This window comes from Rhizobium sp. NZLR1b, assembly GCF_019685155.1.
Classification (GTDB): domain Bacteria; phylum Pseudomonadota; class Alphaproteobacteria; order Rhizobiales; family Rhizobiaceae; genus Rhizobium.
In genome coordinates, this window is sequence record NZ_JABDWC010000011.1 from 41,130 (window position 1) to 67,757 (window position 26,628).

Here is a 26,628-nt window from a genome sequence, read left to right on the forward strand (position 1 = left end):
CTTATTCGCCGCCGCGGTTCTTCAGGGCTGCGCCCAGGATGTCGCCGAGCGAAGCGCCGCTGTCGGACGAACCGAACTGGGCAACGGCTTCCTTCTCTTCCGCAATCTCCAGAGCCTTGATGGACAGCATGATCTTGCGGTCCTTCTTGGAGAAGTTGGTGACGCGGGCGTCGAAGACCTGGCCGACCGAGAAGCGCTCAGGGCGCTGTTCGTCGCGGTCGCGGGCAAGGTCAGCGCGGCGGATGAAGGAAGTGATGTCCTCGTGGTTGACGAGCTTCACTTCAACGCCGCCATCGTTGACTGCGATGACTTCGCAGGAAACGACTGCATTCTTGCGCAGGTCGCCTGATGCAGCGGCGTCGCCGACTGCATCCTTGCCGAGCTGCTTGATGCCGAGCGAGATGCGTTCCTTCTCGACATCGACGTCGAGAACGACGGCCTTGACGACGTCACCCTTGTTGAACTCCTCGATGACCTGTTCGCCCGGACGGTTCCAGTCGAGGTCGGAGAGGTGCACCATGCCGTCGACATCGCCGTCGAGGCCGATGAACAGGCCGAATTCGGTCTTGTTCTTGACTTCGCCTTCGACTTCAGTGCCGGCCGGATGGCTGCGGGCGAATGCTGCCCACGGGTTTTCCAGCGTCTGCTTGAGGCCGAGCGAGATACGGCGCTTGGACGGATCGACTTCGAGAACGACGACTTCGACTTCCTGGGTGGTCGACAGGATCTTGCCGGGGTGAACGTTCTTCTTGGTCCAGGACATTTCCGAGATATGGATCAGGCCTTCGATGCCCGGCTCCAGCTCGACGAACGCACCGTAGTCGGTGATATTCGTAACGGTACCGGAAATCTTCTTGCCTTCCGGATACTTGGCCTGGATGCCATCCCACGGATCGCTCTCGAGCTGCTTCATGCCGAGCGAGATGCGATGGGTTTCCTGGTTGATGCGGATGATCTGAACCTTGACCTGCTGGCCGATGTTCAGGATTTCCGACGGATGGTTCACACGGCGCCATGCCATGTCGGTGACGTGCAGCAGGCCGTCGATGCCGCCGAGGTCGACGAACGCACCGTAATCGGTGATGTTCTTGACAACGCCGTCGACAACCTGGCCTTCTTCGAGGTTCTGAACGATTTCAGAACGCTGCTCGGCACGGGACTCTTCCAGAACCGTACGGCGCGAAACCACGATGTTGCCGCGGCGCTTGTCCATCTTGAGGATTTCGAAGGGCTGCGGGTTATGCATCAGCGGAGTGACGTCGCGGATCGGGCGGATATCGACCTGCGAACGTGGCAGGAAGGCGATCGCACCGTCGAGGTCGACCGTGAAGCCACCCTTGACCTGGTTGAAGATCACACCTTCGACGCGCTCGCCGGCCTCGAACTTGGCTTCGAGCTTGACCCAGCTTTCTTCGCGGCGAGCCTTCTCGCGCGACAGAACTGCTTCGCCGAGCGCGTTTTCGATACGCTCAACGTAAACTTCGACTTCATCGCCAACCTTGAGCTGGCCGTCCTTGGCGCGGGCGCCGAATTCCTTGAGCGCGATGCGGCCTTCGACCTTCAGGCCGACGTCAACAACGGCGACATCCTTTTCGATGCCCGTGACGATACCCTTGGTAACATAGCCTTCGGCCAGATCGTTCTTGGCAAAAGACTCTTCGAGAAGTGCCGCGAAATCCTCGCGAGAGGGAGTAGCTACTGACATAAAATCTCCTGCGTGTCCTGAATAGCGAAGCGGACACGTACGCGCCGGTTGGTTTGCGTTGAACGGGCCTGAACCCAGTCCGCCCTTTTTCACGAGGGCAATCCGGCGCTTGGACGGAATTTCAGGCTGCATTAACAGCGATCCATGCTCCTGAGCATGCAAAATCGCTTCAATTTAGGCATTTCGGCTCAAGACCGCATCGATGATCGATTGTGCAGCTTGAAACGCGGCCTCTATACTCATTTCCGACGTATCAAGCAAGTGCGCATCATCAGCTGGTTTCAAAGGGCTGTCGGCCCGTCCCATGTCGCGTTCGTCGCGCCGTTTGACGTCTTCGAAAATCGCATCGAAATCCGCCGTCGCGCCCTTGCCGAGGATCTCGTCGTAACGGCGTCTTGCGCGGACCTCCGGCGTCGCCGTTACGTAGAATTTGACCGCCGCATCCGGGCATACGACCGTGCCGATATCACGCCCGTCGAGCACGGTTCCCGGCGCCTTTATCGAAAACCGCCGCTGCGCCTCGACCAGCGCCCGGCGCACCGCCGGCATCACGGCAATCTTCGAGGCGGCTTCGCCGATCTCATGTTTGGAAAGTATATCGCGATCCAATCCAGCGAGTTCAACCTCCCGCGCGATCTTTTCCGCCACCGCCTCGTCGTCGAGCGGCAGGCCGGCGTCGAGCAGCGCCTTGGCTGTGGCGCGATAGGTCAGGCCGGTATCCAGATGATGGAAGCCGTATCGCTCGGCGATGCGGCGCGAAAGCGTGCCCTTGCCGGCCGCCGCCGGGCCATCGATGGCGATGGTGAAGGTCTTCGTTGTCATGTGATCAATCCTGGAGCAGCGGGCTTACAGGCTCTGGCTGGAGCCAAGCATGGCGTAATCATTTGTAAACGCATAGCATTTCCTTCGCAAGGCCGTCCTTTTCGGCGACAATCTTCGCTACGTTCTGCGGCTGCCGCGGCTCGTTACCATACACCCGCCGGCCGGTCATCCGGCGGCGGCGGAAATAGCCTGCGCTCTGATCATAAAGTTTGGCTTTGACATGGGAAGCCACAGCGATTAAGGGGACCGGCTTATAAATTCCGATGGAACGCCGGCTTGATCGGCATTTGCCGAATCTCGCATTCGGCCATTCTCACGAGGCTTATAGTGGCGAAAGCGGAACTTGGAACCAAGCGTACCGATCCGGAAACCGGCAAGAAGTTTTATGATCTGAACCGGGATCCGGTCGTCTCTCCTTATACCGGCAAGTCCTACCCCCTGTCCTTCTTCCAGGAAACCTCGGCGATCGCCGAGGTTTCCGAGGAAGACGAGGTCGCGGAAGTCGATACTGAAAACACCGAAGTCGAACTGGTTTCGCTGGAAGATGCCGATGAGGCCGCAAGCGGCGACGACATCCCCGATATCGGCGATGACGATGTCGAAATCGAAGGCGATGACGACGACGATACCTTCCTCACACCCGACGAAGACGATGACGACGATGACATGAGCGACATCATCGGCGTGACCGGCGACGACGACGAAGTCTGACCACTGCATTTCGGCCCGGTGAGGAAAAAATTCTCCGGGCCGGATTTTTTAGGCTTGCTATCTCCGAAAACCGGAAGTAATAAGCCGCCACTCCGAAGGGCACGCCTTGAGGAGTATCCCAGGACCGGCCCTGCGCCGGACCACCTTGATGGGGCTATAGCTCAGCTGGGAGAGCGCTTGCATGGCATGCAAGAGGTCAGCGGTTCGATCCCGCTTAGCTCCACCAAATCCCTTGTATAGGGATTATGATATTGATATTACTTAAAAATTAGCGATGCCGAAACTTAAGTGCGTACCCATTTGCGTACCCACTTTGCGCCCTCAATTTGGGGCCCACTTCTTGCTCTGCTTTTGTTTCCGCAAGTGGTCTGAATTGCAGGGCGGGGACAACGGTCATTCCGAAGACGGAGAGTGCCGCCGCGAGGATCAAGACGCCTTGGGCGAGCATTCCGAGAGCTTCAAGCATTACATCCGGTTCGCTGGAGAAGACGCTTGAATGCTGCAACCTTACGAGGTAAGGCAGGACACCCTGCGGGCATCTTGGGGAGTATTCGCGTCTATGTTTTTTACACGCGTAGGAAAGATTATCGCCCACCTCATTTTCTGGCTTGGCATCTTCCGGGTCGGGATCGGCGTCGTCGTCGCCTTCGGCACGCCGGACATGGAAAGCAACGCTCACGCTTCCCGCATTTTTCTGGCGGCGGCGACGAGCGGCGAAGCGATCAACGAGGGATCGATCGGCATTCTTCTGGCCGTTGCCATTGGTGTTCTCTGCGAGATCAGTTCGAAGAGCCAGGTCTGATCGCTCGGCGGGAAGCTGCTAAACGTCCGGGCTGCACCAATGGTTCTTATGGCGGGGTCTCCACTCGCGGGCAAAGCCTTCCGCCCGAAGCATCGCGCCAACCTCCCGCCCATCCTTGCGGTAAATGTTCACGAGAGGCCGATGTGCTGGCGTATTGTCATAGCCCTTGATTTCGATTTGCAGGCCACGCTCCTCTAAGAGTTCCCGCAGTCGGCCTTTGGCTATCAGTGCTAGCTTACGCTTCTTGAGGCATTTCGCGTGGCTGCCAATCTCCGGGGTGTCTATCCCCGAGACAAACGGAATGCCGCCACCAAGGAGCCGCATGAGCTGCCCATCGCAGCGCACTGTGTCACCGTCAACGGCAGTAAGCGAAGAGCACATAAGCATTGCAGCCGCTATCATTGCAGGCTCACGCTGCCATTGTCTCAGGCGCTACGAGTATCAGTTGGTCATCCTGCAGGGGGCGCTGCAAAAGGCGGGCCTCCTCCCACGGAGCCGTCATCCAGATTTCGATTTCCTCCTTATTCGTAAGGATGACCGGCATGGCCTTCTGATGGACTGGCTCAACGATGCCGTTCGGTTCCGTCGTGAGGAGCCCATAAAGGTCGTTGACGGTGAGCCCCTCCTTGACCTTCCTGACGCTCTCCCACTGCGGCACCCAAATGCCGCGAAGAACATGAGCGGGTGGCTCGGGTCTGCGGCAAACCAAGCGTTAGGCGTTCGGCCGCCGTCGGGCTTGTTCGCAGGGTCTGGCTCAGCAAAGGAGGTGAATGGCACGACACACCGGAATTCGACCCCATGCCAGCGCTTCCAGTGTTTGCTCTCGGTGTTGCGGGCATTCGTAGTGCCGCCGTCCGGCTCCATCTTGAGGAGTTGCTGGAAGTCCACCTGCATGCCCTTCTTCCGAAGGCCATCAGCTCGTTTCGTGGTGGCCTGGTATATCGCCTGAGACGAACTCGGCAGACCCCAGCGCACGTTGGCAAGCTCTCGGCCAGCCGGTGTGTTGCGGACGATCGGTGCGATATAGTCTGGCCAGATTTCGGTGGTCGGCTCCATGTTGCCGGCGCTGTCAATCATCGCTCGGGTGATGGACCGTATTGCCTCCTGGTTGCTCATCATCCGGTATAGATTGCACACATCGCCCTCCATTGGCGTCCACGCGCCGTGCTTGCCCACTTCGTCCGTTGTGATGAACTGACCGTTCCAGCGCTCACGAAATTGCCTAGCAGCTTCGCGGCTTGCGAAACAGAAAACAAGGTATTGGTCCCACTCCACGGAAGCAAAATAAGACTTTGAAGCGTGATCGTAGGCCAGCGCAGAAGTGATGATTTCACCTCTCTGGCGAGAGTCGTGGGCAAGTTCGCTGGAATTATAGTTACCCCACCACATGATTACGTGATGTGGAAGCTCGGCGTTCAGCCGCCAGCGGGCAAGGGGGTTATCTCGGCGGGACGCCAATTTATAAAACTCCATCTTCCCATGTCGGCTTCTTGACCATCGTGACCTTTACCAGTCGCCGCACCGTGAGCTTGCCGTATTCGGATCCCCAAATTTGTCGCACCGTCAGGCCCATGTAGTCTGGGCGGTCGCAGCGTTCGCAACGGAAGCGACAAGCCAGCCGATCAAGGCTTACATTCGTCGTCAGTTTCAGCAGATCGTTCGGAAAGAAGCGGTAGGTCGTCCGACAAAACTGGCACGTTACCTCCAGCAATTGGCCAGCGTCGGCAGCGTCACGTAAGCTCCACCCACGTAACTTCTTGGAATAGTTCATTTCCGGCATTGTCAGTCTCGGTCGTAACTCGGCCGCCACCCGCGCGTCATGCCTCGGCTCATAGCGCCTTCCGCTAATGCTAGTTGCTGACGCAAATGGCGGATGTCATCGAGAAGCGTGCCTATGGCGGCACACATATCGCCATTGTGGTAGGCGATCACTTCGGCAAGCTCCTCACCAACTGGCTCTGCATGTTGTTCGGTCATGGCGAGGCTCAAGGGATGATGCCCGCCATCCTTAAATTTCGACAGAAGATCGATATGGCTTCCTCAAGGTCACAGTCACAGCGAAATTTGAAAGGTCGGGTGGCTTCATCGACGAGAACTGGCTCGTTCGTTTGAGCATCCACGCTGGTTATATACGTGGTCAGATAGATGCCGCAGACATCACCGGCGACTTCGTCCATCGCCATTTGAACATTTCCCAAGCTGGCGTCGCTGGGTACATCGATGAGACGGGTAGTGTAGAACTTTACGCCTCGGCTGCCCGCCACTGCCTTGGCCAAACTTTCGTGAACCTCAGAAAGATCGATCTCCCTCTCTGGCGGCCACATCACACCGTCTGGAATCCATTCATCATCGTCCACGGCTTCGCCGATCGGCGGCTCACGCATATCCGTTCTCCACATCTTCAGTTTTCAGATTGGCGGCCGCCTCGCCGATGTTCTTATTATGTTCACGATCAGAAAGGAGTCAAGAGGCCACATGACTCGGGCAGAAGGCGCTAATAAAATCCCAGCCCTTATAAATTTAGGGGTCACGCACCTCAGAGGCCATCTACGTGCCAATGCCCGCGCGATTTCCCCCCTGTACCCCCTGATGGGACCCGTTTGCGACGGAAAAGGCTTCTCTTGCTGCCCGTTGACGCGCTTACCCCTGCAGCTTAACAGCAATCGGGGATAACGACCGCGAGAGTGATTATGGAAGCCGCAGGGATTCAGACGAACGCTTGGGCTTTCCTCAACATCAAACATCCGGTTTGTGCATGGGCCACTATCGGGGAGCGCTTGTGCCCGTGCCATCGGATCCGGGTTTCATTTCCCTTTGGACCGCGTCTCATCTCAAGGCGAAACGTACCAGATCGCTTCAGGTCGAGATTGATTTAGAGACTACAAGGCTTCGGGAGGCGCCGCGAAAGACCTCTAGATTGTCCGGAATGTACTGCTTTGGTGACCTGGAGAGCGCTGAGCAGTCTGTGAAATGGGGTCTTCCGCAGTTCAAAACGGAGTTCTTCGCCGAACTTCACGTGCGGGGTGGCCTCAATATTGATGATCGATTGGATGCGAACTGGATCACAAACGCGTTCTCTGGCGAACTACCAAGTGATTGGATGTCGAAGTACTGGGCCGGTGAATCCATGACTGGGCAAACGCCAATCTGGGAGTACCTCGCTTCAAATACTGCGTATGTTCTTGGCACTGATTTAAGGGAGCGCTCGTATCAACTGCTCAAGTCTTGCTTCCCTCAGTGTGTCCGATTGCTGGAAACTGCTCGCGTCGCGGTTCACGCGGGTAGCAATTTGGGTAGCATCGCATGTTTTTTGAACCAGGACACTGAAAACGAATACATTCGCGGCACCTATCTGATGGACATGCGCGATGCAGATAATCCTGGTTTTCTTAAGAAAATTAAGGAGCTCATAGACTCTGGTCATCCTGTTCGGCGAGAAGATTACATGGAAGAGGATGGCTTTGTGACGCCCGACCTTGGGCCGCTAGGTTTCAAGCTATTGAAAACTGACTTTCCATTTGTTCGACCGTCAATGTCTCAATAGGCCAAGCCCTTGTGAGACTGCTTTGCCGGAAAACTCCTGCCTCCGGTAGTCCAGCTTTTGGGAGCGGTTCATGCCACCGATGCTGTAATTGCATTCGGATGAAAGTACCGTGGCAGATCTGGGCATCACTACTTCTCTCATAGCGCCTCTCGGAGTAGCATTTCCGAGCGTGGCATCAGCCAACCGCAGTCGTCTTTGCCAATTCCTCAACAAAAGGAATTATCCTTCTGCCGCATCTCAGCGATTCGGCCCCAGGACCCTCCGCAATGACCAGAGCACGACGCCGTCGCCTCATCCGCACCCGACGGACCATGACCGGGATCGCCCTCGTTGGCTCGATTTCGTTTCTTGCCGGCATGACCGATGCGACCGGCCTGCTGCTGACCGGCGATTTCGTCTCCTTCATGACCGGCAATACGACGCGGGCGGCATTGGCCTTGAGCCAGGGCAACCTTTATCACGCGGCGGTACTGATCTCCGCCATTCTGGTTTTCGTGCTCGGCAATGCGGCCGGCATTGTCGTCGCCCATTTTTCGCAACGCCGCATTTTCGTGGTGCTTGGATGCGTCGGCCTCGTCCTGGCACTTGCTTCGATGATGACGATGCAAAACTTGCTGCTGTCGCGCTTCTATTTGATCGTTCTTGCCATGGGCATGGTGAACGCCGCCGTCGAGCAAATCGAGGGCCTGCCGATCGGGCTGACTTATGTCACAGGCGCACTGTCGCGCTTCGGCCGCGGCATCGGCCGCTGGATCATCGGCGATCGCCGTATCGAATGGACGATCCAGATCGTGCCCTGGGGCGGCATGCTGCTCGGGGCGATTGCCGGCGCCCTCGTGACGCGACTGACCGGCGCGTATGCGCTGTGGCTGGTCTCCCTTTTTGCGATGGTGCTTGCGCTTGCCGCCATGTTCATCCCCCGGCCGCTTCAGCGGCGCTTCAACCAGAAGATCGCGCCGCATCGATCGGCCGTCGCGCGGGCGAAATAGAGCCGTCGCATTCCTGTTACCGTCGAATCGGATAGGAAGGACCGCCGCCCATCCTCAAGGAGTAGGTCTTGTTCCTGATTTCGAAGCTCGTCTGGATTTTCGCTCAGCCGTTGTCGCTGGCATTCTTCCTCCTCATCATTGCCCTCATTGCCGGCCTTTTGCGCTGGCGTACCTTAAGTATCCTCGGCGCAGCCGGTTCGGCCCTTATCCTCTTCGTCACGCTCTACACCACGGCCGGCAACCTCATGATGCAGGGTCTCGAGCAGCGCTTCGCCAAGCCCGCCGCCGATCCGGATAGCCTGCAATGCATGATCGTGCTCGGCGGCGCTTTCGAAAACGAGGTGAACACGGCGCGCCATGGCATAGAATTCAACGCCGCGGCCGACCGCTTCGTCGAAGCCCTGCGGCTCGCACAGAAATTTCCGCAGTCGCACATTCTGGTGTCGGGCGGCGACGGCTCGCTCTCGGGCATCTACGAAGGCGATGCGGCGGCATCCGAGCGCTTCTTCCCGCTCTTCGGCGTCGGCAGGGATCGCCTGATCGAGGAGAAGCAATCGCGCACCACCTTCGAAAACGCCGTCAACACCAAGGAATTCCTCGCAAGCCAGGGGCTTGCCAATTGCCTGCTGATCACCTCGGGTTTTCATATGCCGCGCTCCGTCGGCATCTTCCGCAAGCTCGGCATCGATATCGTGCCCTGGCCGACCGATTATCGCACCGACGGTGAGGTGAGGCCGGGGTTGGATTTCACCCAGCCGAGCCTCAACGCCCAGAACATGGCGACGGCGATCCGCGAATGGTACGGCCTGGTCGGCTATTATCTCGCCGGCCGGACATCGGAGCTCTATCCGGGCTGAGTTACTTTTTTGAAATGGTGACGAATTTCGTCCCGCGCACGCGGGCCGTCACCGTGCAGGGATCACCTTCGGTGCGGTCGCAGAAACGCGGATGCATCTTCATTGCCAGCACCATGTTGCCGAAGCGCTGGACGAAGTCGTAGCCATAGATCTGCGCCGTCGCGATCATGAAATAACCGCCTTCCGCCACCTGCAGATAGAAATTATAGGTGCAGCCGTCGTCATTGCACTGCGGCCCCTTCTGCCCGTCGCAGGTCAGCTGGCCCTCGTTGACCACCGCATCGATCAGGCCGTCATTGTTGATGTCCTGCCGGATGATGAAGCCGTCGGCGAACTCGGCCGTCTTGCACTGCTCCTGGAAATGTTTCTTCTCGTAGATCTCCGGATCGGAAATCAGCGATTGCTGGCCGAAGGCGACAGCCGGCGTGAAAAGCAGCAGGACGATATTCAGAACGGCGAGCACCAGCGTTTTCACGGCTTTCCTCTTTTGGATAAAGGCTCTGCAGCCTGATGCATGTCGCCCGAATGTGTGCAGCGGATTTGGGACAACGGCATGCATCGTATAAAGACTTTGGCTTTATGGCGCCGCCGCCTTGCGCCGCCCTTGCCATCATGGTTCTTTCGGCAAAAACATAAGCCGGTTCTGGGGGCCGCATGTCCTTGCTCGTTTATCTCGATTATGCCGGCATTGCGCTGTTTGCTGCGACAGGCGCGCTTGCCGCCTCGCGCAAGCAGCTGGACCTGATCGGCTTTCTGTTTTTCGCCATGGTGACGGGAACGGGCGGCGGCACCGTGCGCGATATCGTGCTCGGTCGCGTGCCGGTTTTCTGGGTGCTGAACCCCGCCTATATCCTCGTCTGCTGCGTCATGGGCATCGTCGTTTTCTTTACCGCCCACCTGCTGGAATCACGCTATCGCCTGCTGATCTGGCTGGATGCGATCGGTCTTGCCGCCTATTGCGTGCTCGGCGCCGCCAAGGGCCTTGCCGCCACCGGTTCGCCGACCATCGCGATCGTAACCGGCACGCTGACGGCGACCTTCGGCGGCATTCTGCGCGATCTGATGGCAAACGAGCCTTCGGTGCTCTTGCGGCCGGAAATATACGTCACCGCAGCCCTCGTCGGCGCCGGTGTGTTCACGCTCGCCAATGCGCTGGGAATGCCGCTCTATCTGGCGTCTGCCTGCGGCGTCGTGGCGGCCTTTGCGGTGCGCGGCGGAGCACTGTGGTTCGGCTGGACCTTCCCGACTTACAGACACAAGCCCGGCCGGCATCCCGACGATGTGATGTGAAGAAGCGGTGTCGTCAGCCCTGCTTCGCCCGCAGACGGATCACCACGTCGACATGGGCGATTTCCATCCCCTCCGGCGGCTCCGGCAGGTTGGCGATCGTCAGGTTGCTGACCGGAATATCGAGTACCTCGTTTTCGCCTTCGACGAAGAAATGGTGGTGGTCGGAAACATTGGTGTCGAAATAGGTCCTGGCGCTCTCGACGGCGAGAACGCGGATGAGACCGGCTTCAGTGAATTGGTGCAGCGTGTTGTAGACCGTTGCCAGCGACACCGGAACGCCAGCTGCAACCGCCTCCTCATGCAGTTCCTCAACGGTCAGATGCCGGTCGCCCTTGGCAAACAGGAGGTCGCCGAGCGCGACACGCTGGCGGGTGGGGCGCAGGCCCGCGCCGCGCAGCCTTACCTCTATTGCGATCGGGAGTGCACCCGTCATCAAAACCAACTCCGGTTATTCCTGCATAATTCAATCATGTTTCTTCAAGCGGTATAACTTTTGCACCGGAGCCTTTCAATAGTTCAATGGGGACAAGAGCCTGATAAACGCGGCCAAAACGGGCTTTTGACGCAAATAGGTCTGGTCGCAGCCCTGGCCTTCCTGTATGCGACCACCAAATAATAGCGCAAGCTTGGTCCGGACCCTTGAATGAAGCTGCCTTGCTCGTGCTTCATTTTCTGAAGAACCTGGACTACATGTTCATAACCATGGGCTCACGCGGGAGGGAAAAGAAACTTTATGACGACAAGACAGTCCAGCTTCTCGTACGACGAACTCATCGCCTGCGCACATGGCGAGCTGTTCGGGCCCGGCAATGCGCAGCTTCCCCTGCCGCCCATGCTGATGGTTCACCGCATCACCGATATTTCCGAAACGGGCGGGACTTTCGACAAGGGTTATCTCAGGGCCGAATACGACGTACGCCCTGACGATTGGTATTTTCCCTGCCATTTCGAAGGCAATCCGATTATGCCGGGCTGCCTCGGCCTTGATGGCATGTGGCAGCTGACCGGCTTCTTCCTGGGCTGGCTCGGCGAGGCAGGCCGCGGCATGGCCCTGTCGACAGGCGAAGTGAAATTCAAGGGCATGGTCCGGCCCCAGACGAAGCTGATCGAATACGGCATCGACTTCAAGCGTGTCATGCGCGGCCGTCTGGTCCTCGGCACGGCCAACGGCTGGCTGAAGGCCGACGGCGAGACCATATACCAGGCGGCCGATCTTCGCGTCGGTCTCTCGAAAGACAAGACGGCCTGAACCGTATCTCAAGCGGCTCACGAAACAAAAAAGGTTTGATCAGATGAGACGGGTAGTTGTCACGGGTCTGGGTGTGGTGTCCTCGATCGGAAACGACGCCGCCGAAGTCACCGAATCCTTGCGGCAGGCAAAGTCCGGTATCTCCTTCTCCAGCGATTTCGCAGAGCACGGCTTCAGGTGCCAGGTCTGGGGCAGCCCCAAGCTCGGTTCGGCAGAGCTGGCGGAACTGGTCGATCGCCGCGCCATGCGCTTCCTGTCGCAGGGCGGCGCCTGGAACCATGTCGCCATGAAGCAGGCACTTGCCGATTCCGGGCTGGAAGAGAAGGACTACGCTCAGAACGAGCGCACCGGCATCATCATGGGCTCCGGCGGTCCGTCCACCCGCACCCTGATCGAGGCGGCTGAGATCACCGTGAAGAACAACAGCCCGAAGCGCATCGGCCCCTTCGCCGTGCCGAAGGCGATGTCCTCGACCGCATCGGCGACGCTTGCCACCTGGTTCAAGATCCACGGCGTCAATTATTCGATCTCGTCTGCCTGCTCGACATCGGCGCATTGCATCGGCAACGCCGCCGAGATGATCCAGTGGGGCAAGCAGGACGTGATGTTCGCCGGCGGCCACGAGGATCTCGATTGGACCATGTCCAACCTCTTCGACGCCATGGGCGCCATGTCCTCCAAGTACAACGATACGCCCGATACCGCCTCGCGCGCCTATGATGTCAACCGCGACGGTTTTGTCATCGCCGGCGGCGCCGGCGTGCTGGTGCTCGAGGAGCTGGAGCGCGCCAAGGCCCGCGGCGCCAAGATCTACGCCGAAATCGTCGGCTACGGCGCAACCTCGGATGGCTACGACATGGTCGCCCCCTCGGGCGAGGGCGCCATCCGCTGCATGCGCCAGGCGCTCGCCACCGTCAAAGGCGATGTCGACTACGTCAACACCCACGGCACCTCGACGCCGGTCGGCGACAGCAAGGAAATCGGCGCCATCCGCGAGGTATTCGGCGCCAAGATCCCGCATATTCAGTCGACCAAGTCGCTGACCGGTCATTCGCTCGGCGCTGCCGGCGTGCAGGAATCGATCTATTCCCTGTTGATGATGCAACATGGCTTCATCGGCGAAAGCGCTCATATCTCAGAGCTCGATCCGGAATTCGAAGGCGTGCCGATCGTGCGCAAGCGTATCGACGATGCGAAGATCGATATCGCCCTCTCCAACTCCTTCGGCTTCGGCGGCACCAACGCCACGCTGGTCTTCCAGCGTTATAACGGATAACAACATGTCGGGAATCATGCACGGTAAGCGCGGCCTCATCATGGGCGTCGCAAACAACCATTCGATCGCCTGGGGGATTTCAAAAGCTCTCGCCGCACAGGGTGCGGAACTCGCCTTCACCTATCAGGGCGATGCGCTGGGCAAGCGCGTCAAGCCGCTGGCTGCCGAAGTCGGCTCGGATTTCGTGCTGCCCTGCGATGTCGAGGACGTCGCCTCGGTCGATACCGTGGTCGACGCGATCAGCGAGCGCTGGGGCAAACTCGATTTCATCGTCCACGCCATCGGTTTTTCCGACAAGAACGAGCTGAAGGGTCTCTACGCCGATACGACGCGGGAGAATTTCAGCCGCACCATGGTCATTTCCTGTTTCTCCTTCACCGAGATCGCCAAGCGCTGTGCTCCGTTGATGGAAGACGGCGGTGCGATGCTGACACTGACCTATAACGGTTCGACGCGCGTGATCCCGAATTACAACGTCATGGGTGTCGCCAAGGCAGCGCTCGAGGCTTCGGTGCGTTATCTCGCCGCCGATTACGGTCCGCGCGGCATCCGCGTCAACGCCATATCAGCCGGCCCGATCCGGACGCTGGCCGGCGCCGGCATCTCCGATGCGCGCGCGATCCTTTCCTGGAACCAGCGCAATGCGCCGCTGCGCAAGTCCGTGACCATCGATCAGGTCGGCGGTTCGGCTCTCTACCTGCTCTCCGACCTTTCCGCCGGCGTCACCGGCGAAATCCATTTCGTCGACGCGGGTTTCAACGTCACCTCCATGCCGACGCTGGACACGTTGCGCAGAGCGGACGTCGAATAGACGCTACTCCGATTTGAAACTCAAAGGCCGTGCTCAGATGATGCGCACGGCCTTTTTTCTTTCGATCGACGAAAGGGAACGGTTCGAGCCCTGACCCTTACTTCTTCGCCCACAGCACCTTGAAGCGTGCATTGCGGCAGGTTTCGCCGCTTTCCCTGAAATTCGCCGCCAGAACCGGCTCGTAGGGCAGGCCGCGATTGGCGACGAGCATCAGGCGGCCGCCGCCGCGAAGCGCGGATGCGGCTGTCTTGATCATTGCCTGGCCGAGAGCCGGATCGGCGGCGTGCCCTTCGTGGAAGGGCGGGTTCATGATGACGAGATCGTATTTGTCCTTGACCGGCTCTCCCGCCAGATCATGCCAGAAAAAGCGCGCAGGCGCTTTCGGGCAGTTCTCCGCCAGATTATCCCTCGCAGCCTCCAGAGCCGCGTGATCGGCTTCGTAGAGGTCGAGGCGGGTCAGTCCGCGCGACTTCTGCGCCATCTCGACGGAGAGATAACCCCATCCGGCGCCGAAATCCGCGACGTCGCCGGTAAAATCCTGCGGCAGCCGCGAGGCGAGCAGTTCCGACCCGGCATCGATCCGGTCATGCGAGAACATGCCGGCGGTCGCATGGAATCGGCCGTCGACGCGCACCGGCGCCGCTACCAGCTTGGAGACGATGTCGTCGCCATCGGTAGGGCGGCCGAACCAGAAAGCGACACCGTGATATTTCGGCATATGGTCGATTGCGAGGTTGAAACCTTCAAGGCGCTTGCGCAGCGGCTGGATGCCGTCTTCCTTGGCGCCGGCAACGACGATCAGGCCGCCGACCCGCGTGCGGGCGATTGCCGCGGCGAGATTGGCCTCGTTCTCGCCCTTGTGCTTCGTGCAGAGCACCAGGGCGGCATCATAGTCCTCGCCGTCGATCTCGGGCTTTGCTTCGATCCGCTGCGCCAGCAGCTGCCGGTAGAGCGGCCGGAAGCCCTGGACGGCGCTGAGCGAGGCGGCAAAGCCGTCCGGCAGCGCAAAGCCGGCCTCGGCGCCGAGGAAGAGCACGCGCTCGCCCTCACTGGGCACCGCGACTGTGTCGCTGGCAAAGGGATGGAACAGGGTCTTCAGCGTCTCGCGGCTCATGGGTCTCGTCTCGTTAAAAGCATGTCGCGCAAAGGTGTTGAGCGGTTTTGCGACCACGACATGCGCAAAACCAGGATACAAAAAGGGCGCGGAAGCATTCCCGCGCCCGGAACTAAATCTGGAAGGCGCGGCTTATTCGGCCGCTTCTTCCTTCTTCTTCTCGTTCGGGATCTCCTGGCCGGTGGCCTGGTCGACAACCTTCATCGACAGGCGAACCTTGCCGCGTTCATCAAAGCCGAGCAGCTTGACCCAGACCTTGTCGCCTTCCTTGACGACGTCCTGCGTCTTGGCAACACGCTCGGAAGCGAGCTGCGAGATGTGGACGAGGCCGTCGCGGGCGCCGAAGAAGTTGACGAAGGCGCCGAAGTCGGCGGTCTTGACGACCGTGCCTTCGTAGACCTGGCCGATCTCGGGCTCGGCAACGATCGAGTGGATCCACTTGCGGGCCGCTTCGATCTCCTTGCCGGAGGAGGAGGCAATCTTGACGGTGCCATCGTCCTCGATGTTGATCTTCGCGCCGGTCTTTTCGACGATTTCGCGAATGACCTTGCCGCCGGAGCCGATGACTTCACGGATCTTGTCGACCGGGATGTTCATGACTTCGATGCGCGGAGCAAATTCGCCGAGCTGGCCGCGGCTTTCGGTGATGGCCTTGGACATTTCGCCGAGAATGTGGGCACGACCGCCCTGGGCCTGGCCAAGGGCGACCTTCATGATCTCTTCGGTGATACCGGCGATCTTGATGTCCATCTGCAGCGAGGTGATGCCGTCGGCGGTCCCTGCAACCTTGAAGTCCATGTCGCCGAGGTGGTCTTCGTCACCGAGAATGTCGGAGAGCACGGCAAAGCGATCGCCTTCCAGGATCAGACCCATGGCGATACCGGCAACCGGCTTTGCCAGCGGAACGCCGGCGTCCATCAGAGCGAGCGAAGTACCGCAGACGGTCGCCATCGAGGACGAGCCGTTCGACTCGGTGATTTCGGAGACGACGCGCAGCGTGTAGGGGAACTGCTCAGGCGTCGGCAGCATCGGACGTATCGCGCGCCATGCGAGCTTGCCGTGGCCGATTTCGCGGCGGCCCGGGGAGCCCATGCGGCCGGTTTCGCCAACCGAGTAGGGAGGGAAGTTGTAATGGAGCAGGAAGCGCTCCTTATACATGCCCGTCAGGCTGTCGACATACTGCTCGTCTTCGCCGGTGCCAAGCGTGGCAACCACGATCGCCTGCGTTTCACCGCGGGTGAACAGCGCCGAACCATGTGTGCGCGGCAGGAGGCCGACTTCCGAAACGATCGGACGAACGGTTTCGAGGTCGCGGCCGTCGATGCGGCTCTTGGTGTCGAGGATGTTCCAGCGAACGATCTTCGCCTGCAGATGCTTGAAGACGGCGCCGATGACTTCGGCGCTGTACTTGGGCTCGACGCCCTCGGGGAAGAAGTGAGACTTAACCTTTGCCTTGACGGCGTCGACGGCTGCATAGCGATCAGCCTTCTGGGTGATCTTGTAGCCTTCGCGCAGCTCAGCTTCAAAATGCTTGAGCATTTCGGCTTCGAGTTCGGAATGGTCTTCCGGCTGGAAATCACGCGGTTCCTTGGCGGCAACTTCGGCGAGCTTGATGATCGCGTCGAGAACCGGCTGGAAGCCCTTGTGGCCGAACATGACGGCGCCGAGCATGACGTCTTCGTTCAGTTCCTTGGCTTCGGACTCGACCATCAGCACGGCGTCGTAGGTGCCGGCGACGACGAGGTCGAGGCTCGATTCGTCCATCTCGTCGAGATGCGGGTTGAGAACATATTCGCCGTTGATGTAGCCGACGCGCGCGCCGCCGACCGGGCCCATGAAGGGAATGCCGGAGAGCGTGAGCGCTGCAGACGCAGCAACCATCGACAATACGTCGGGATCGTTTTCAAGGTCGTGCTGAACGACGGTCACGACGACCTGCGTGTCGTTCTTGTAGCCTTCCGGGAACAGCGGGCGGATCGGGCGGTCGATCAGGCGGGAAACCAGCGTTTCCTTTTCAGACGGACGACCTTCGCGCTTGAAGTAGCCGCCGGGGATCTTGCCGGCTGCGTAGGTCTTTTCCTGATAGTTGACCGTCAGCGGGAAGAAGTCCTGGCCGGGCTTCGGAGCCTTGGCGGAAACGACGGTGGCGAGAACCACGGTTTCGCCATAGGTGGCGAGAACCGCGCCGTCGGCCTGACGGGCTATCTTGCCGGTTTCGAGCTTCAGCGGGCGGCCGGCCCACTCGATTTCGACTGTGTGGGTATTAAACATGACTTGTCCTTCAATGCGGGAGCACGCGCCATCGCCGATATCAAGGCGCAGCGCACAGTCGACCGCAAATAATGTGACGTATCACGGGCAAGACAACGGGAGGCTTTTCATCCTTGGTTTCCTCGATAAATCCGAGGGTCCCTGAGAAAACCAAGCCAAAGCCTCGAGAAGCCTTGGCCGAAAGCATCCGGCAATCCTGCCCCATGACAGGTCAACGGTTGGTTTGGCAGAACCGGCCCATCCGGGTCCGCCGGTCTTTTCCACCGCTTGAAGATAGGGCGCGGCTGGAACATTTCATCGGGAACCATGTCCCGAAACAGATCCGGCGGGCACTTGGAAAGCGCCCGCCGGACAATCTTAGCGGCGGATACCCAGGCTGGAAATCAGCTTGGAATAGCGGCCTTCATCCTTCTTCTTGAGATAATCAAGAAGCGAGCGGCGGCTCGAAACCATCGTCAACAGGCCACGGCGGGAATGGTTATCCTTCTTGTGGTCCTTGAAGTGTCCGGTCAGGTTGTTGATGCGTTCGGTCAGGATCGCGACCTGGACTTCCGGAGAACCGGTATCGCCTTCGACGGTTGCGTATTCCTTGATCAGCGCAGACTTGCGCTCAGCAGTGATCGACATCGGGTGATCCTTTCTAAGAGAGGAGATAAAGGTCGCCAAAAGCCGGGATGTCGTCCAGCTTTGGCCGTGAATGCGAGCAGGCGAACCTGACGCTGGCGCTGCCTATAAACCAAATAAGCAGCGATGGAAAGAGGGGAGCTCCCGCGGCGGTTTTCAGCGGCCCGCCATTGCCTCCCGGATCATTGCATCGTAACCTGCGGGATCCTGCAGCATGGCGAAATGGCTGGCGTCTTTCAGGATCACGAGCTTTGCGCCCGGAATTTCTTTGGCCATCATCTCCGTATGGTCGAGCTTCACGGCTTCATCATGGTCGCCGATGGCGAGCGTGACCGGTATCGTGATCTTTCCAAGGTCCGCCGCCGTCCAGGCCGGCTGTGTCGCCCACATCTCGGAAATCTGGGTGACGAAGGCATCATATTCGTTCGGCGTCGGCGACAGCTTCCGGTACTGTTCACCGGCGACGTTGATGTAGTCGTTGAAGGTCTTGTTTCTCAAGACGTCAGGCTTGACGCCGTCGGTGGTGACATTGGCGGCCTGCGCAATGACGCGCGTCAGCTTTTCCGGATGTTTCATCGCCATGTCGATGCCGATAATGCCGCCGTCGGACCATCCCACCAGCGTCACCTTGCCGATCTGCAAATGGTCGAGAAGCGCGGCATAATCCGATGTCATCAGATCGTAGCCGAAGGGCTGTCGGCTGCGCGTCGAGCGCCCATGTCCGCGGCTGTCGGCAACGATGACCAGATGATCCTTGGCAAAATCGGCGATCTGATGACCCCAGACCTCGGCATTTCCAAGACCTCCATGGATGAAGAGGATCGGGTCGCCTTCACCATATTCGGCGTAATACATCTTGATGTCGTTCACATCGGCCATGCCGCTCGTCTTCGGCACGGGCATTGCAGGAAAGGCCGGGAGCTCGGCCCAGCGCTCGGCGGATTGAGCGCCGGTAACGGTCAGGAACATCGAAAAGAACGTCAGTATGCCGATAGCGGTTGCGCGCATAATCATCCCCTTGTCGGGCCGCCATGGCCCTTCGGGCCGCCACGGCCCGAAAGGAAGATATCGCATCGCTAACGCCTGACAATCGTTAGCTGTACAGACTCAGCCGAAAACCCGCTTCGGGCGAAACTCGCCCTGGCCGATCTCGCCGATCGCAATCAGCCTGCCGCGGGCCGTCGCATAGGCTTCGCTTTCGGCAACCGGCGCATCGCGGCCGCGCACGAGGATCGGGTTGCCCATCTTCAGCCGGTGCGCCTGATCGTCGTTGATGACGAGATGGGGCAGGGCGGAAAGCGCCTCGCAGGTGTTGATCAGCAGCGCATCGAGGGCTGCAAGCCGCTCGTCCATATCCTCGATTGCCTCCAGGGCCACAAGGTCTGCGAGCGGCACCATGGCCTCTTCCGCGAACGGCGCGACGAAGGTGCGCCGCAGCCCGGACACGTGGCCATAGCAGCCGAGCTCCCGGCCGAAATCGCGGGCGAGCGCCCTGACATAGGTGCCCTTGCCGCATTCGACTTCGAAATGCGCGGTATCGGCATCCGGGCAGGCGAGCAATGTCAGCCGGAAGATATCGACTTCGCGCGAGGGGATTTCGACAACTTCGCCTTCGCGCGCCAGATCATAGGCGCGTTCACCAGATATCTTGATCGCCGAAAACTGCGGCGGCACCTGGCTGATGGTGCCGATATAGCTGGCTAGGATATCGCGGATCTGCTGTTCGCTCGGGCGTTTGTCCGAGCTTTCGGTCACGTCGCCCTCGAGATCGTCCGTCGCGCGTTCCTCGCCCCAGCTGACCGTGAATTCATAGATTTTGCGGCCGTCCATCACATAGGGAACGGTCTTGGTCGCATCGCCGAGCGCGATCGGCAGCATGCCGGAGGCGAGCGGATCGAGCGTGCCGGCATGACCGGCCTTCTGCGCCTTAAAGAGCCACTTGATCTTGGAAACGGCTTCCGTCGAGCCGAAATCCACCGGCTTGTCGAGGATCAGCCAGCCGGAAATCGGCCGGCCCTTGGGTTTGCGTGGTTTGGACATGCGTCTCTTCTGTTTATTGTTCGTCATTATCGCCGTCGAGGTCGCGTTGCACCTCGGGCGAACGCAGCAGCTCGTCGATTTTCTTGTAGTTGTCAAAGCTGGTATCGTCGCGGAACCGCACCTCCGGCATGTATTTCATCTGCCGAAGCTGTTGCCCGAGCCTGCCGCGGATATACCTCGCATTACGGTTCAACGCCTCGATGACGATGCTGTGGTCGGAAACGCCGAGCGGTGTCACATAGGCGGTGGCCATCTTGAGGTCGGGCGACATGCGCACTTCCGAGATCGAGATCACGGTCGCTTCGATGACGTCGTCGCGCACTTCGCCGCGCTGCAATACCTGGGTGATCGCGGCGCGAACCTGTTCGCCAACGCGCAGCATGCGCTGCGAAGGCGCGGAAGAAGTCGATCTGGTCATTGTTATCTCTATTTGCCGATGCGGCTGGGAATCGAACCCGTCAAAGGAGAGCGTCCATGACTCTTTTGGCAGAAAAGGTCAAGTCGCAGGTACCCGAAAGCCATCCGCCGGCTGGCGAATGGCTTTCGGAAGGCTGATGCTGCGCTCAGCCGCGGCGGTTTAGAGCGTGCGCGTGATATGTTCGACGCGGAAGCACTCGATGACGTCGCCGGCGCGCATATCCTCGTAGTTTTCGAAGGCCATGCCGCACTCCTGGCCCATCGGCACTTCGGACACTTCGTCCTTGAAGCGCTTGAGGGTCTTGAGCTTGCCTTCGTGAACGACGACGTCGTTGCGGATGAGGCGGACGCCTGCGCCACGCTCGACCTTGCCTTCGACGACACGGCAGCCTGCGACCTTGCCGACCTTGGTGATGTTGAACACCTCGAGGATTTCGGCATTGCCGATGAAGGTTTCGCGTCGTTCCGGAGACAAGAGGCCCGACATCGCTGCCTTCACGTCATCCACCAGGTCGTAGATGATGTTGTAGTAGCGGATTTCGATGCCTTCGCGCTCGGCGAACTGACGTGCCTGCGTATTTGCACGAACGTTGAAGCCGATGATGGCCGCGTTCGACGCTTCGGCGAGCGAAATATCCGACTCGGTGATGCCACCGGCGCCCGAATGGACGATGCGGGCGCGGACCTCGTCGGTGCCGAGCTTCTCGAGCGCGCCGGCAATCGCTTCGATCGAGCCCTGCACGTCGCCCTTGATGACCAGCGGGAACTCCTTGATGCCGACGCTCTGGCGCTGCATCATCATCTGTTCCAGCGAACCGCGCTGTCCCGACTGGCGGGCAGCCGCCTTGTCACGGGCAAGACGCTGGCGATATTCCGAGATTTCGCGGGCGCGGCTTTCGCTTTCGACGACGGCGAACTTGTCGCCCGCCTGCGGCGTACCGGAAAGACCGAGAACCTCGACCGGGGTTGCCGGACCTGCTTCCTTCACATGGTCGCCCTTGTCGGTGACAAGCGCGCGCACGCGGCCCCAGACGTCACCGGCGACGATGATCTGGCCCGGACGCAGCGTGCCCTTCTGGACAAGCACGGTCGCGACCGAACCACGGCCGCGATCGAGCTGGGCTTCGATGACGGTACCTTCAGCAGTCCGGTTCGCATTGGCCTTGAGATCGAGAATTTCCGCCTGCAGCAGGATCGCCTCGAGCAGCTTGTCGAGGTTCTTGCCGGTCTTTGCCGAAACTTCGACGTCGAGCACTTCACCGCCCATGGATTCCACGAAGACTTCGTGCTGCAGCAGCTGATTGCGCACCTTCTGCGGATCGGCTTCGTGCTTGTCGACCTTGTTGATCGCAACGATGATCGGAACACCGGCCGCTTTGGCGTGGTTGATCGATTCGATCGTCTGCGGCATCACGCTGTCGTCGGCTGCGACGACCAGGATCGCGATGTCGGTCGCCTGCGCACCGCGGGCACGCATTGCCGTGAAGGCGGCGTGGCCGGGCGTATCGATGAAGGTGATCTTCTGACCGCTCTGCTCCACCTGATAGGCGCCGATATGCTGCGTGATGCCACCGGCTTCGCCGGAAACCACGTTGGCATGACGGATGGCGTCGAGCAGTGAGGTCTTGCCGTGGTCGACATGGCCCATGATGGTGACGACGGGCGGGCGCGAAACCAGTTCGCCATCCTCGTCGGACACGTTGAAGATACCAAGTTCGACGTCGGATTCCGACACGCGCCTGACCGTATGGCCGAATTCGCCGGCGATGAGTTCGGCAAGGTCGGCGTCGATGACGTCGCCCGGCTTCATCATCTGGCCTTCCTTCATCAGGTACTTGATGACGTCGACAGCGCGTTCGGACATGCGCTGCGACAGTTCCTGAATGGTGATGGTCTCTGGCAGAACTACCTCGCGGGAGATCTTCTCGCGGGTTTCCTGCATCTGACCGCGGCGGAACTTCTCCTGCCGGCGGCGCATCGCCGAGAGCGAACGCCCGCGGGCATTGTCGTCGCCGTCGACGTTGGCAGTGGAGATCGTCAGCTTGCCGCGACGGCGCTCTTCATCCGTCTTCGGACGCGTGGTGACCGGCTTTGCCGGTTCCGGGCGAACGACACGGCCACGGACCGGACCACCGCGCGCGGCACCCCGATCTTCTTCTTCCTTTTCGTCGCGACGGCCGCGAACGGCGCCGGGAACGGCAGCGCCCGCTGCCGGACGGGCAGCAGCCGGTGCTCCGGCCGCATCGGGCCGGCGCACAGCTGGTGCCGACGATGCGGTTTGCTGCGGCTGTGGGGCGTCGGCGCTTGCCTCGGCCGGAGCCGGTGCCGCGGCTGCTGGTTCAGCAACGGCGGCGGGCGCCTCAGCCTGTCGGATAGCGTCTTCAGCGGCCCTGCGGGCAGCTTCTTCTGCTTCGGCTGCCTTACGGACAACCTCTTCGGCGGCACGGCGCTTTTCGTCCTCGGCGCGGCGGATCGCATCCTGGGCGTCACGCGCCTGGGCGTCGGCAAGCGCACGGCGGCGGGCGTCCATTTCCTCCGGCGACAGATGGTTCAGCACTACCGGACGCGGACGATCGTTCTGGCGCGGCGCCTGGTGGGACTGCTGCGGACGTTGGTTCGTCTGGTTGTTGTTGCCCTGCTGGATCCGCGGTGCCGGCGTCGGCTGCTGCGGGCGCGCCTGCATAGGCGCAGGCGCCGGTTCGGCAGCACGCACAGGGGCCACCGGAGCGGCAGGTGTGATCGGCTTTTCGTCTTCCGGGCGCATCGGGCGCCGCTTGCGGGTCTCGACGACAACCGCCTTGGTGCGACCTCGACCCATATCCTGGCGAACGGTGCCCTGGCTCATCCCCGATGGTTTCAGGGTAAGCGTCTTTTTGCCCGTCACGCTGATTGTCTTGTCGTCGTTACTATCGGTCATTCGTTCCCGTTCCTTCGGACAGGGAGCGATGACTAGATCAGACCCTGTCGTTCAATACTGTCGATCAATGAGGATGCGACCGGCCGATGCCGGTGACCGCCTCATTGTTTTTGCCGGCCAGCGCCGCCCGCTGCTGCCCGGGACTGACCGCCAATACGGTACTGTTCGAGCATCTTTGCGCGCTTCACTACACCCTCACCCGCCTGCCCTGCAAGCACTGCGGCATGGATAAAAGCATTCTGACCCATCAGGCCTTCCATTTCGCTCTCCGAGAAGAGACGGAAGGAAGGTATCTCCTCCTCGGTCTCCATTCCGAGGTGCCAGGCCTTGCGGGCCTGGTCGATTTTTCGGACGCCGTCGTCCGCTGCATCAGTCGCATGGAACACCGCAAGCGCTGCCCCGCTTCTAACTGCGGCATCCACTTTCGAGGATCCGCTGACGAACTGGCCGGCTTTCCGCCCCATGTTCATCATCTGCATCAATTGCGCCGCGAGCAGCCGATCGACGCTCGCGCCGAGATCGTCTGCCGCCTTCACATCCATTTTCAGCGCGCGGGCGAAGAGTTTCTTCGCCACCGCCCTGTCGACCAGCGACCGGTCGATCTTTACCCAGCATCCGCGTCCCGGAAGCTCGCGCTTCAGGTCGGCGACAATAGTTCCATCGGGAGCGGCAACGAAGCGGATCAGCTCTTCCGGCGATCCGCTTTCGCGCGTCACGATGCACATGCGTCCGTTCACGTCATAACCTGCAAGATCGTCGTCCTCATCAGGGAGAGCGTCCGGCTCATGCGCGGTCATCATACTTCCTGTTCGGCTTCGGCGACCTCTTCTTCGGTCCCCTTAGCCAGGTCCTCTTGCGTGATCCAGCCAGCCGAAAGGCGGGCCTGGACGATCATCTGTTCGGCCTCGACGCGCGAGACGTCGAACTTCGAGAACAGGCCTTCGAACTTCTTCGTTTCGCCGTTCTTGCGTTCCGTCCAGCCGACGAGGTCGTCGGCGGCACAACCGGCAAAGTCCTCGATCGACTTAATGCCGTCTTCGCCGAGCGCCACCATCATCTGGGCGGTGATACCGTCGATTTCGCGCAGCTCGTCCTGAACGCCGAGCGCCTTGCGCTTCTCGTCCATCTCGGCTTCGAGACGCTCGAGGAATTCGCGGGCACGCTGCTGGATTTCCTGCGCCGTCTCTTCGTCGAAACCGTCGATCGAGGAGATTTCGTCGAGATCGACATAAGCCAGTTCTTCGACCGCTGCAAAGCCTTCAGAGGCCAGAACCTGGCCGACCATTTCATCGACGTCGAGCGAATCCATGAACAGGTTGGTACGCTCGTTGAATTCCTTCTGGCGGCGTTCCGATTCCTCGGCCTCCGTCATGATGTCGATGTCCCAGCCGGTCAGCTGCGAGGCGAGCCGGACGTTCTGGCCGCGGCGGCCGATCGCAAGCGACAGCTGCTCGTCGGGAACGACGACTTCGATACGCTCGGCATCCTCGTCGAGAACGACCTTGGCGACTTCGGCCGGCTGCAGGGCATTGACGACGAAGGTCGCCGGGTCCTGCGACCACGGAATGATGTCGATCTTCTCGCCCTGGAGTTCGCCGACGACGGCCTGAACGCGCGAGCCGCGCATACCGACGCAGGCGCCGACCGGATCGATCGAACTATCGTTCGAGATCACGGCGATCTTGGCGCGCGAGCCCGGATCGCGGGCGACCGACTTCACCTGGATGATGCCGTCGTAAATCTCGGGCACTTCCATGGTGAACAGCTTCACCATGAACTGCGGATGCGTACGCGACAGGAAAATCTGCGGGCCGCGCTGCTCGCGACGGACATCATAAACATAGGCACGGACGCGATCGCCATAGCGGACGTTTTCGCGCGGGATCATTTCGTCGCGGCGGATGATGCCTTCGCCACGGCCGAGATCGACGATGACATTGCCATATTCGACGCGCTTGACGGTGCCGTTGACGATTTCGCCGACGCGATCCTTGAATTCGTCGAACTGGCGGTCGCGCTCGGCTTCACGCACCTTCTGCACGATCACCTGCTTGGCGGACTGTGCGGCGATGCGGCCGAAATCCATTGGCGGCAGCGGATCGGCGATGAAATCGCCGAGTGCGGCGTCCGGGTTGCGGTCGCGGGCAAGCTCCAGCGGGATCTGCGTCGAATAATCCTCAGCCTTGTCGACAACTTCGAGCAGGCGCTGCAGACGGATTTCGCCGGTCTTCGGATTGATATCGGCCCGTATGTTGGACTCGGTGCCGTAACGGGAGCGTGCCGCCTTCTGGATGGCGTCGGCCATTGCGGCCAGCACGATCTCGCGGTCGATGACCTTTTCGCGCGCCACTGCATCTGCGATCTGCAGAAGTTCGAGCCGGTTCGCACTGACTGCCATTGTCTTGTTTCTCCGTCTTTACTCCAGGGTTCCCGTCCCTGTAGCGGTCTGTTGATCGGTTATTCCTGGTCGTCCGCTTCGTTCTGGTTGGCGGCCTCGGCTTTCGCCAGCTTATCGGCGCGCAACGCGTCGCGGATCAGGTCGTCGGTCAGAATGAGCTTCGCATCGCTAAGCGCCGTGAAGGGAATGGTGACCTTCTGCTCTTCCCCGTAAGCGACCTGGTCACGCTCGAGCGTGAAACCATCGACGCCTGCTTCGACGATCTTGCCGCGGAAGCGCTTGCGATTGTCGATCAAGATCGACGTCTCGCATTTCACAAGGTGGCCCTGCCAGCGGACGAAATCGGATTTCCGCACCATCGGACGGTCGATGCCGGGCGAAGACACTTCGAGATGATACTCTTTATCGACCGGATCTTCCACATCGAGGACAGGAGAAATCGCCATCGAGACTTCTTCGCAGTCCTGAACCGTCATCGTCCCGTCGTTGCGTTCGGCCATCACCTGCATCGTCACGCCGTTCTGGTTCAGCATGCGGACGCGGATAAGCCGGAAGCCGATGCCGATGAGGACAGGTTCGATGATATCGGCAAGACGCTGGTCGAGCCCGGTTTCGGTAATCAGCCGCGGCTCAAGTTCGTTGCCTGCGTTTGTCATGTCCGACAAGCGGTGCGCTCCTCGCAATTTCATGCTTTTTAGGGATCGCGCTAATAAAAAAGAGCGGGTCCTTGCGGCCCACTCTTCATCAAGCGATCAAGAATTTGAGAGCCATATAGTCGGGTTTTTCCGAAA

At 60.1% G+C, this 26,628-nt stretch carries 27 protein-coding genes, 1 tRNA gene and 1 pseudogene; 10 read left to right on the forward strand and 19 right to left on the reverse strand.

Annotated elements, in window-relative coordinates; all coding sequences use genetic code 11:
• Window position 1: 1 nt before the first annotated feature.
• Both rpsA and cmk read right to left on the reverse strand, forming a co-directional pair.
• Window positions 2–1,705 (reverse strand): 30S ribosomal protein S1, encoded by a 1,704-nt coding sequence (gene rpsA / locus HJB84_RS17275; RefSeq protein WP_007634197.1) that lies wholly within the window; start codon window positions 1,703–1,705, stop codon window positions 2–4.
• Between the two features lie 174 nt (window positions 1,706–1,879).
• Window positions 1,880–2,527: a (d)CMP kinase gene (cmk, locus tag HJB84_RS17280; protein WP_207582395.1), complete on the reverse strand. Its 648-nt coding sequence runs from the start codon at window positions 2,525–2,527 to the stop codon at window positions 1,880–1,882.
• Between the two features lie 327 nt (window positions 2,528–2,854).
• Between cmk and HJB84_RS17285 the strand changes: the two genes are divergently transcribed.
• The 3 genes from HJB84_RS17285 to HJB84_RS17295 all read left to right on the forward strand — a co-directional run bounded on the left by HJB84_RS17285 (window position 2,855) and on the right by HJB84_RS17295 (window position 4,040).
• On the forward strand, window positions 2,855–3,238 hold the full coding sequence (locus HJB84_RS17285) for a TIGR02300 family protein (RefSeq protein WP_221116462.1): 384 nt from the start codon (window positions 2,855–2,857) through the stop codon (window positions 3,236–3,238).
• Window positions 3,239–3,388: 150 nt separating this feature from the next.
• Window positions 3,389–3,464, forward strand: a tRNA-Ala gene (locus HJB84_RS17290).
• Between the two features lie 333 nt (window positions 3,465–3,797).
• A complete protein-coding gene (locus HJB84_RS17295; RefSeq protein ID WP_221116463.1) occupies window positions 3,798–4,040 on the forward strand; it encodes a hypothetical protein in 243 nt (80 codons plus the stop codon).
• Between the two features lie 18 nt (window positions 4,041–4,058).
• On the opposite strand, the gene HJB84_RS33615 is transcribed toward HJB84_RS17295, so the two are convergent.
• The 5 genes and pseudogenes from HJB84_RS33615 to HJB84_RS17315 all read right to left on the reverse strand — a co-directional run bounded on the left by HJB84_RS33615 (window position 4,059) and on the right by HJB84_RS17315 (window position 6,424).
• Window positions 4,059–4,439: a thermonuclease family protein gene (locus HJB84_RS33615; RefSeq protein WP_311044997.1), complete on the reverse strand. Its 381-nt coding sequence runs from the start codon at window positions 4,437–4,439 to the stop codon at window positions 4,059–4,061.
• A gap of 10 nt (window positions 4,440–4,449) precedes the next feature.
• Window positions 4,450–5,177: pseudogene (locus tag HJB84_RS17300) on the reverse strand (SOS response-associated peptidase family protein).
• A gap of 322 nt (window positions 5,178–5,499) precedes the next feature.
• Window positions 5,500–5,820, reverse strand: a complete 321-nt coding sequence (locus HJB84_RS17305) for an Hsp33 family molecular chaperone HslO (protein WP_221116464.1) — start codon at window positions 5,818–5,820, stop codon at window positions 5,500–5,502.
• Window positions 5,821–5,822: 2 nt separating this feature from the next.
• Window positions 5,823–6,017: a hypothetical protein gene (locus HJB84_RS17310; RefSeq protein ID WP_221116465.1), complete on the reverse strand. Its 195-nt coding sequence runs from the start codon at window positions 6,015–6,017 to the stop codon at window positions 5,823–5,825.
• Window positions 6,018–6,025: 8 nt separating this feature from the next.
• Entirely contained in the window at window positions 6,026–6,424 is a 399-nt protein-coding gene (locus HJB84_RS17315) for a hypothetical protein (RefSeq protein ID WP_221116466.1), read from the reverse strand.
• 581 nt (window positions 6,425–7,005) lie between these two features.
• Here HJB84_RS17315 and HJB84_RS17320 point away from each other — a divergent pair.
• From HJB84_RS17320 to HJB84_RS17330, 3 genes are all read left to right on the forward strand, one after another.
• Window positions 7,006–7,584: a hypothetical protein gene (locus HJB84_RS17320; protein WP_221116467.1), complete on the forward strand. Its 579-nt coding sequence runs from the start codon at window positions 7,006–7,008 to the stop codon at window positions 7,582–7,584.
• Window positions 7,585–7,850: 266 nt separating this feature from the next.
• Entirely contained in the window at window positions 7,851–8,573 is a 723-nt protein-coding gene (locus tag HJB84_RS17325) for a YoaK family protein (RefSeq protein ID WP_207582398.1), read from the forward strand.
• 68 nt (window positions 8,574–8,641) lie between these two features.
• Window positions 8,642–9,430 (forward strand): YdcF family protein, encoded by a 789-nt coding sequence (locus tag HJB84_RS17330; RefSeq protein ID WP_207582399.1) that lies wholly within the window; start codon window positions 8,642–8,644, stop codon window positions 9,428–9,430.
• A 1-nt stretch (window position 9,431) separates the two neighbouring features.
• Here the strand turns inward: HJB84_RS17330 and HJB84_RS17335 are convergent, their stop codons facing one another.
• The gene (locus HJB84_RS17335; protein ID WP_207582400.1) at window positions 9,432–9,905 is read right to left on the reverse strand and encodes a hypothetical protein; all 474 of its coding nucleotides are present in this window, start codon (window positions 9,903–9,905) and stop codon (window positions 9,432–9,434) included.
• Window positions 9,906–10,084: 179 nt separating this feature from the next.
• Here HJB84_RS17335 and HJB84_RS17340 point away from each other — a divergent pair, with 179 nt between their 5' ends.
• Window positions 10,085–10,720 (forward strand): trimeric intracellular cation channel family protein, encoded by a 636-nt coding sequence (locus tag HJB84_RS17340; protein ID WP_207582401.1) that lies wholly within the window; start codon window positions 10,085–10,087, stop codon window positions 10,718–10,720.
• 13 nt (window positions 10,721–10,733) lie between these two features.
• Here the strand turns inward: HJB84_RS17340 and irrA are convergent, their stop codons facing one another.
• On the reverse strand, window positions 10,734–11,153 hold the full coding sequence (gene irrA, locus HJB84_RS17345) for an iron response transcriptional regulator IrrA (protein WP_164006019.1): 420 nt from the start codon (window positions 11,151–11,153) through the stop codon (window positions 10,734–10,736).
• Window positions 11,154–11,453: 300 nt separating this feature from the next.
• Between irrA and fabA the strand changes: the two genes are divergently transcribed.
• The 3 genes from fabA to fabI are packed head-to-tail and all read left to right on the forward strand — an operon-like array spanning window position 11,454 to window position 14,056.
• A complete protein-coding gene (fabA, locus tag HJB84_RS17350) occupies window positions 11,454–11,969 on the forward strand; it encodes a 3-hydroxyacyl-[acyl-carrier-protein] dehydratase FabA (protein WP_221116468.1) in 516 nt (171 codons plus the stop codon).
• Window positions 11,970–12,012: 43 nt separating this feature from the next.
• Window positions 12,013–13,245, forward strand: a complete 1,233-nt coding sequence (gene fabB / locus HJB84_RS17355; protein WP_221116469.1) for a beta-ketoacyl-ACP synthase I — start codon at window positions 12,013–12,015, stop codon at window positions 13,243–13,245.
• 4 nt (window positions 13,246–13,249) lie between these two features.
• The gene (gene fabI, locus HJB84_RS17360) at window positions 13,250–14,056 is read left to right on the forward strand and encodes an enoyl-ACP reductase FabI (RefSeq protein ID WP_221116470.1); all 807 of its coding nucleotides are present in this window, start codon (window positions 13,250–13,252) and stop codon (window positions 14,054–14,056) included.
• 97 nt (window positions 14,057–14,153) lie between these two features.
• Here fabI and HJB84_RS17365 read toward each other — a convergent pair whose 3' ends face one another.
• From HJB84_RS17365 to rimP, 10 genes are all read right to left on the reverse strand, one after another.
• Entirely contained in the window at window positions 14,154–15,170 is a 1,017-nt protein-coding gene (locus tag HJB84_RS17365; RefSeq protein ID WP_221116471.1) for a class I SAM-dependent methyltransferase, read from the reverse strand.
• Window positions 15,171–15,302: 132 nt separating this feature from the next.
• Entirely contained in the window at window positions 15,303–17,441 is a 2,139-nt protein-coding gene (gene pnp, locus HJB84_RS17370) for a polyribonucleotide nucleotidyltransferase (RefSeq protein ID WP_207582405.1), read from the reverse strand.
• A gap of 357 nt (window positions 17,442–17,798) precedes the next feature.
• Window positions 17,799–18,068: a 30S ribosomal protein S15 gene (rpsO, locus tag HJB84_RS17375; RefSeq protein WP_007634179.1), complete on the reverse strand. Its 270-nt coding sequence runs from the start codon at window positions 18,066–18,068 to the stop codon at window positions 17,799–17,801.
• Between the two features lie 153 nt (window positions 18,069–18,221).
• Window positions 18,222–19,073, reverse strand: coding sequence for an alpha/beta fold hydrolase (locus HJB84_RS17380; protein ID WP_221116472.1), 852 nt, complete (start codon window positions 19,071–19,073; stop codon window positions 18,222–18,224).
• A gap of 99 nt (window positions 19,074–19,172) precedes the next feature.
• Entirely contained in the window at window positions 19,173–20,105 is a 933-nt protein-coding gene (gene truB, locus HJB84_RS17385; protein WP_221116473.1) for a tRNA pseudouridine(55) synthase TruB, read from the reverse strand.
• Between the two features lie 13 nt (window positions 20,106–20,118).
• Complete coding sequence (gene rbfA, locus HJB84_RS17390; protein WP_164006026.1) at window positions 20,119–20,523, reverse strand: 30S ribosome-binding factor RbfA; 405 nt, start codon at window positions 20,521–20,523, stop codon at window positions 20,119–20,121.
• A 159-nt stretch (window positions 20,524–20,682) separates the two neighbouring features.
• Window positions 20,683–23,439 (reverse strand): translation initiation factor IF-2, encoded by a 2,757-nt coding sequence (infB, locus tag HJB84_RS17395; protein WP_207582408.1) that lies wholly within the window; start codon window positions 23,437–23,439, stop codon window positions 20,683–20,685.
• Between the two features lie 101 nt (window positions 23,440–23,540).
• Window positions 23,541–24,239 (reverse strand): RNA-binding protein, encoded by a 699-nt coding sequence (locus HJB84_RS17400; RefSeq protein ID WP_207582409.1) that lies wholly within the window; start codon window positions 24,237–24,239, stop codon window positions 23,541–23,543.
• Window positions 24,236–25,837: a transcription termination factor NusA gene (nusA, locus tag HJB84_RS17405; protein ID WP_207582410.1), complete on the reverse strand. Its 1,602-nt coding sequence runs from the start codon at window positions 25,835–25,837 to the stop codon at window positions 24,236–24,238. Before nusA ends, HJB84_RS17400 begins: the two co-directional genes overlap by 4 nt.
• Before the next feature lie 59 nt (window positions 25,838–25,896).
• The gene (gene rimP, locus HJB84_RS17410; protein WP_012559489.1) at window positions 25,897–26,502 is read right to left on the reverse strand and encodes a ribosome maturation factor RimP; all 606 of its coding nucleotides are present in this window, start codon (window positions 26,500–26,502) and stop codon (window positions 25,897–25,899) included.
• Window positions 26,503–26,628: the final 126 nt, after the last annotated feature.

Excerpts from the sequence above, each read along its gene's own strand:
- rpsO (WP_007634179.1), bottom strand. The coding sequence starts at position 18,068 with ATGTCGATCACTGCTGAGCGCAAGTCTGCGCTGATCAAGGAATACGCA.
- HJB84_RS17295 (WP_221116463.1), top strand. The coding sequence starts at position 3,798 with ATGTTTTTTACACGCGTAGGAAAGATTATCGCCCACCTCATTTTCTGG.
- fabI (WP_221116470.1), top strand. The coding sequence starts at position 13,250 with ATGTCGGGAATCATGCACGGTAAGCGCGGCCTCATCATGGGCGTCGCA.
- pnp (WP_207582405.1), bottom strand. The coding sequence starts at position 17,441 with ATGTTTAATACCCACACAGTCGAAATCGAGTGGGCCGGCCGCCCGCTG.
- HJB84_RS17340 (WP_207582401.1), top strand. The coding sequence starts at position 10,085 with ATGTCCTTGCTCGTTTATCTCGATTATGCCGGCATTGCGCTGTTTGCT.
- cmk (WP_207582395.1), bottom strand. The coding sequence starts at position 2,527 with ATGACAACGAAGACCTTCACCATCGCCATCGATGGCCCGGCGGCGGCC.
- HJB84_RS17365 (WP_221116471.1), bottom strand. The coding sequence starts at position 15,170 with ATGAGCCGCGAGACGCTGAAGACCCTGTTCCATCCCTTTGCCAGCGAC.
- HJB84_RS17325 (WP_207582398.1), top strand. The coding sequence starts at position 7,851 with ATGACCAGAGCACGACGCCGTCGCCTCATCCGCACCCGACGGACCATG.
- HJB84_RS17380 (WP_221116472.1), bottom strand. The coding sequence starts at position 19,073 with ATGCGCGCAACCGCTATCGGCATACTGACGTTCTTTTCGATGTTCCTG.
- fabA (WP_221116468.1), top strand. The coding sequence starts at position 11,454 with ATGACGACAAGACAGTCCAGCTTCTCGTACGACGAACTCATCGCCTGC.
- truB (WP_221116473.1), bottom strand. The coding sequence starts at position 20,105 with ATGTCCAAACCACGCAAACCCAAGGGCCGGCCGATTTCCGGCTGGCTG.
- rbfA (WP_164006026.1), bottom strand. The coding sequence starts at position 20,523 with ATGACCAGATCGACTTCTTCCGCGCCTTCGCAGCGCATGCTGCGCGTT.
- infB (WP_207582408.1), bottom strand. The coding sequence starts at position 23,439 with ATGACCGATAGTAACGACGACAAGACAATCAGCGTGACGGGCAAAAAG.
- HJB84_RS17315 (WP_221116466.1), bottom strand. The coding sequence starts at position 6,424 with ATGCGTGAGCCGCCGATCGGCGAAGCCGTGGACGATGATGAATGGATT.
- irrA (WP_164006019.1), bottom strand. The coding sequence starts at position 11,153 with ATGACGGGTGCACTCCCGATCGCAATAGAGGTAAGGCTGCGCGGCGCG.
- HJB84_RS17400 (WP_207582409.1), bottom strand. The coding sequence starts at position 24,239 with ATGATGACCGCGCATGAGCCGGACGCTCTCCCTGATGAGGACGACGAT.
- HJB84_RS17305 (WP_221116464.1), bottom strand. The coding sequence starts at position 5,820 with ATGCCGGAAATGAACTATTCCAAGAAGTTACGTGGGTGGAGCTTACGT.
- rpsA (WP_007634197.1), bottom strand. The coding sequence starts at position 1,705 with ATGTCAGTAGCTACTCCCTCTCGCGAGGATTTCGCGGCACTTCTCGAA.
- fabB (WP_221116469.1), top strand. The coding sequence starts at position 12,013 with ATGAGACGGGTAGTTGTCACGGGTCTGGGTGTGGTGTCCTCGATCGGA.
- HJB84_RS17310 (WP_221116465.1), bottom strand. The coding sequence starts at position 6,017 with ATGACCGAACAACATGCAGAGCCAGTTGGTGAGGAGCTTGCCGAAGTG.
- nusA (WP_207582410.1), bottom strand. The coding sequence starts at position 25,837 with ATGGCAGTCAGTGCGAACCGGCTCGAACTTCTGCAGATCGCAGATGCA.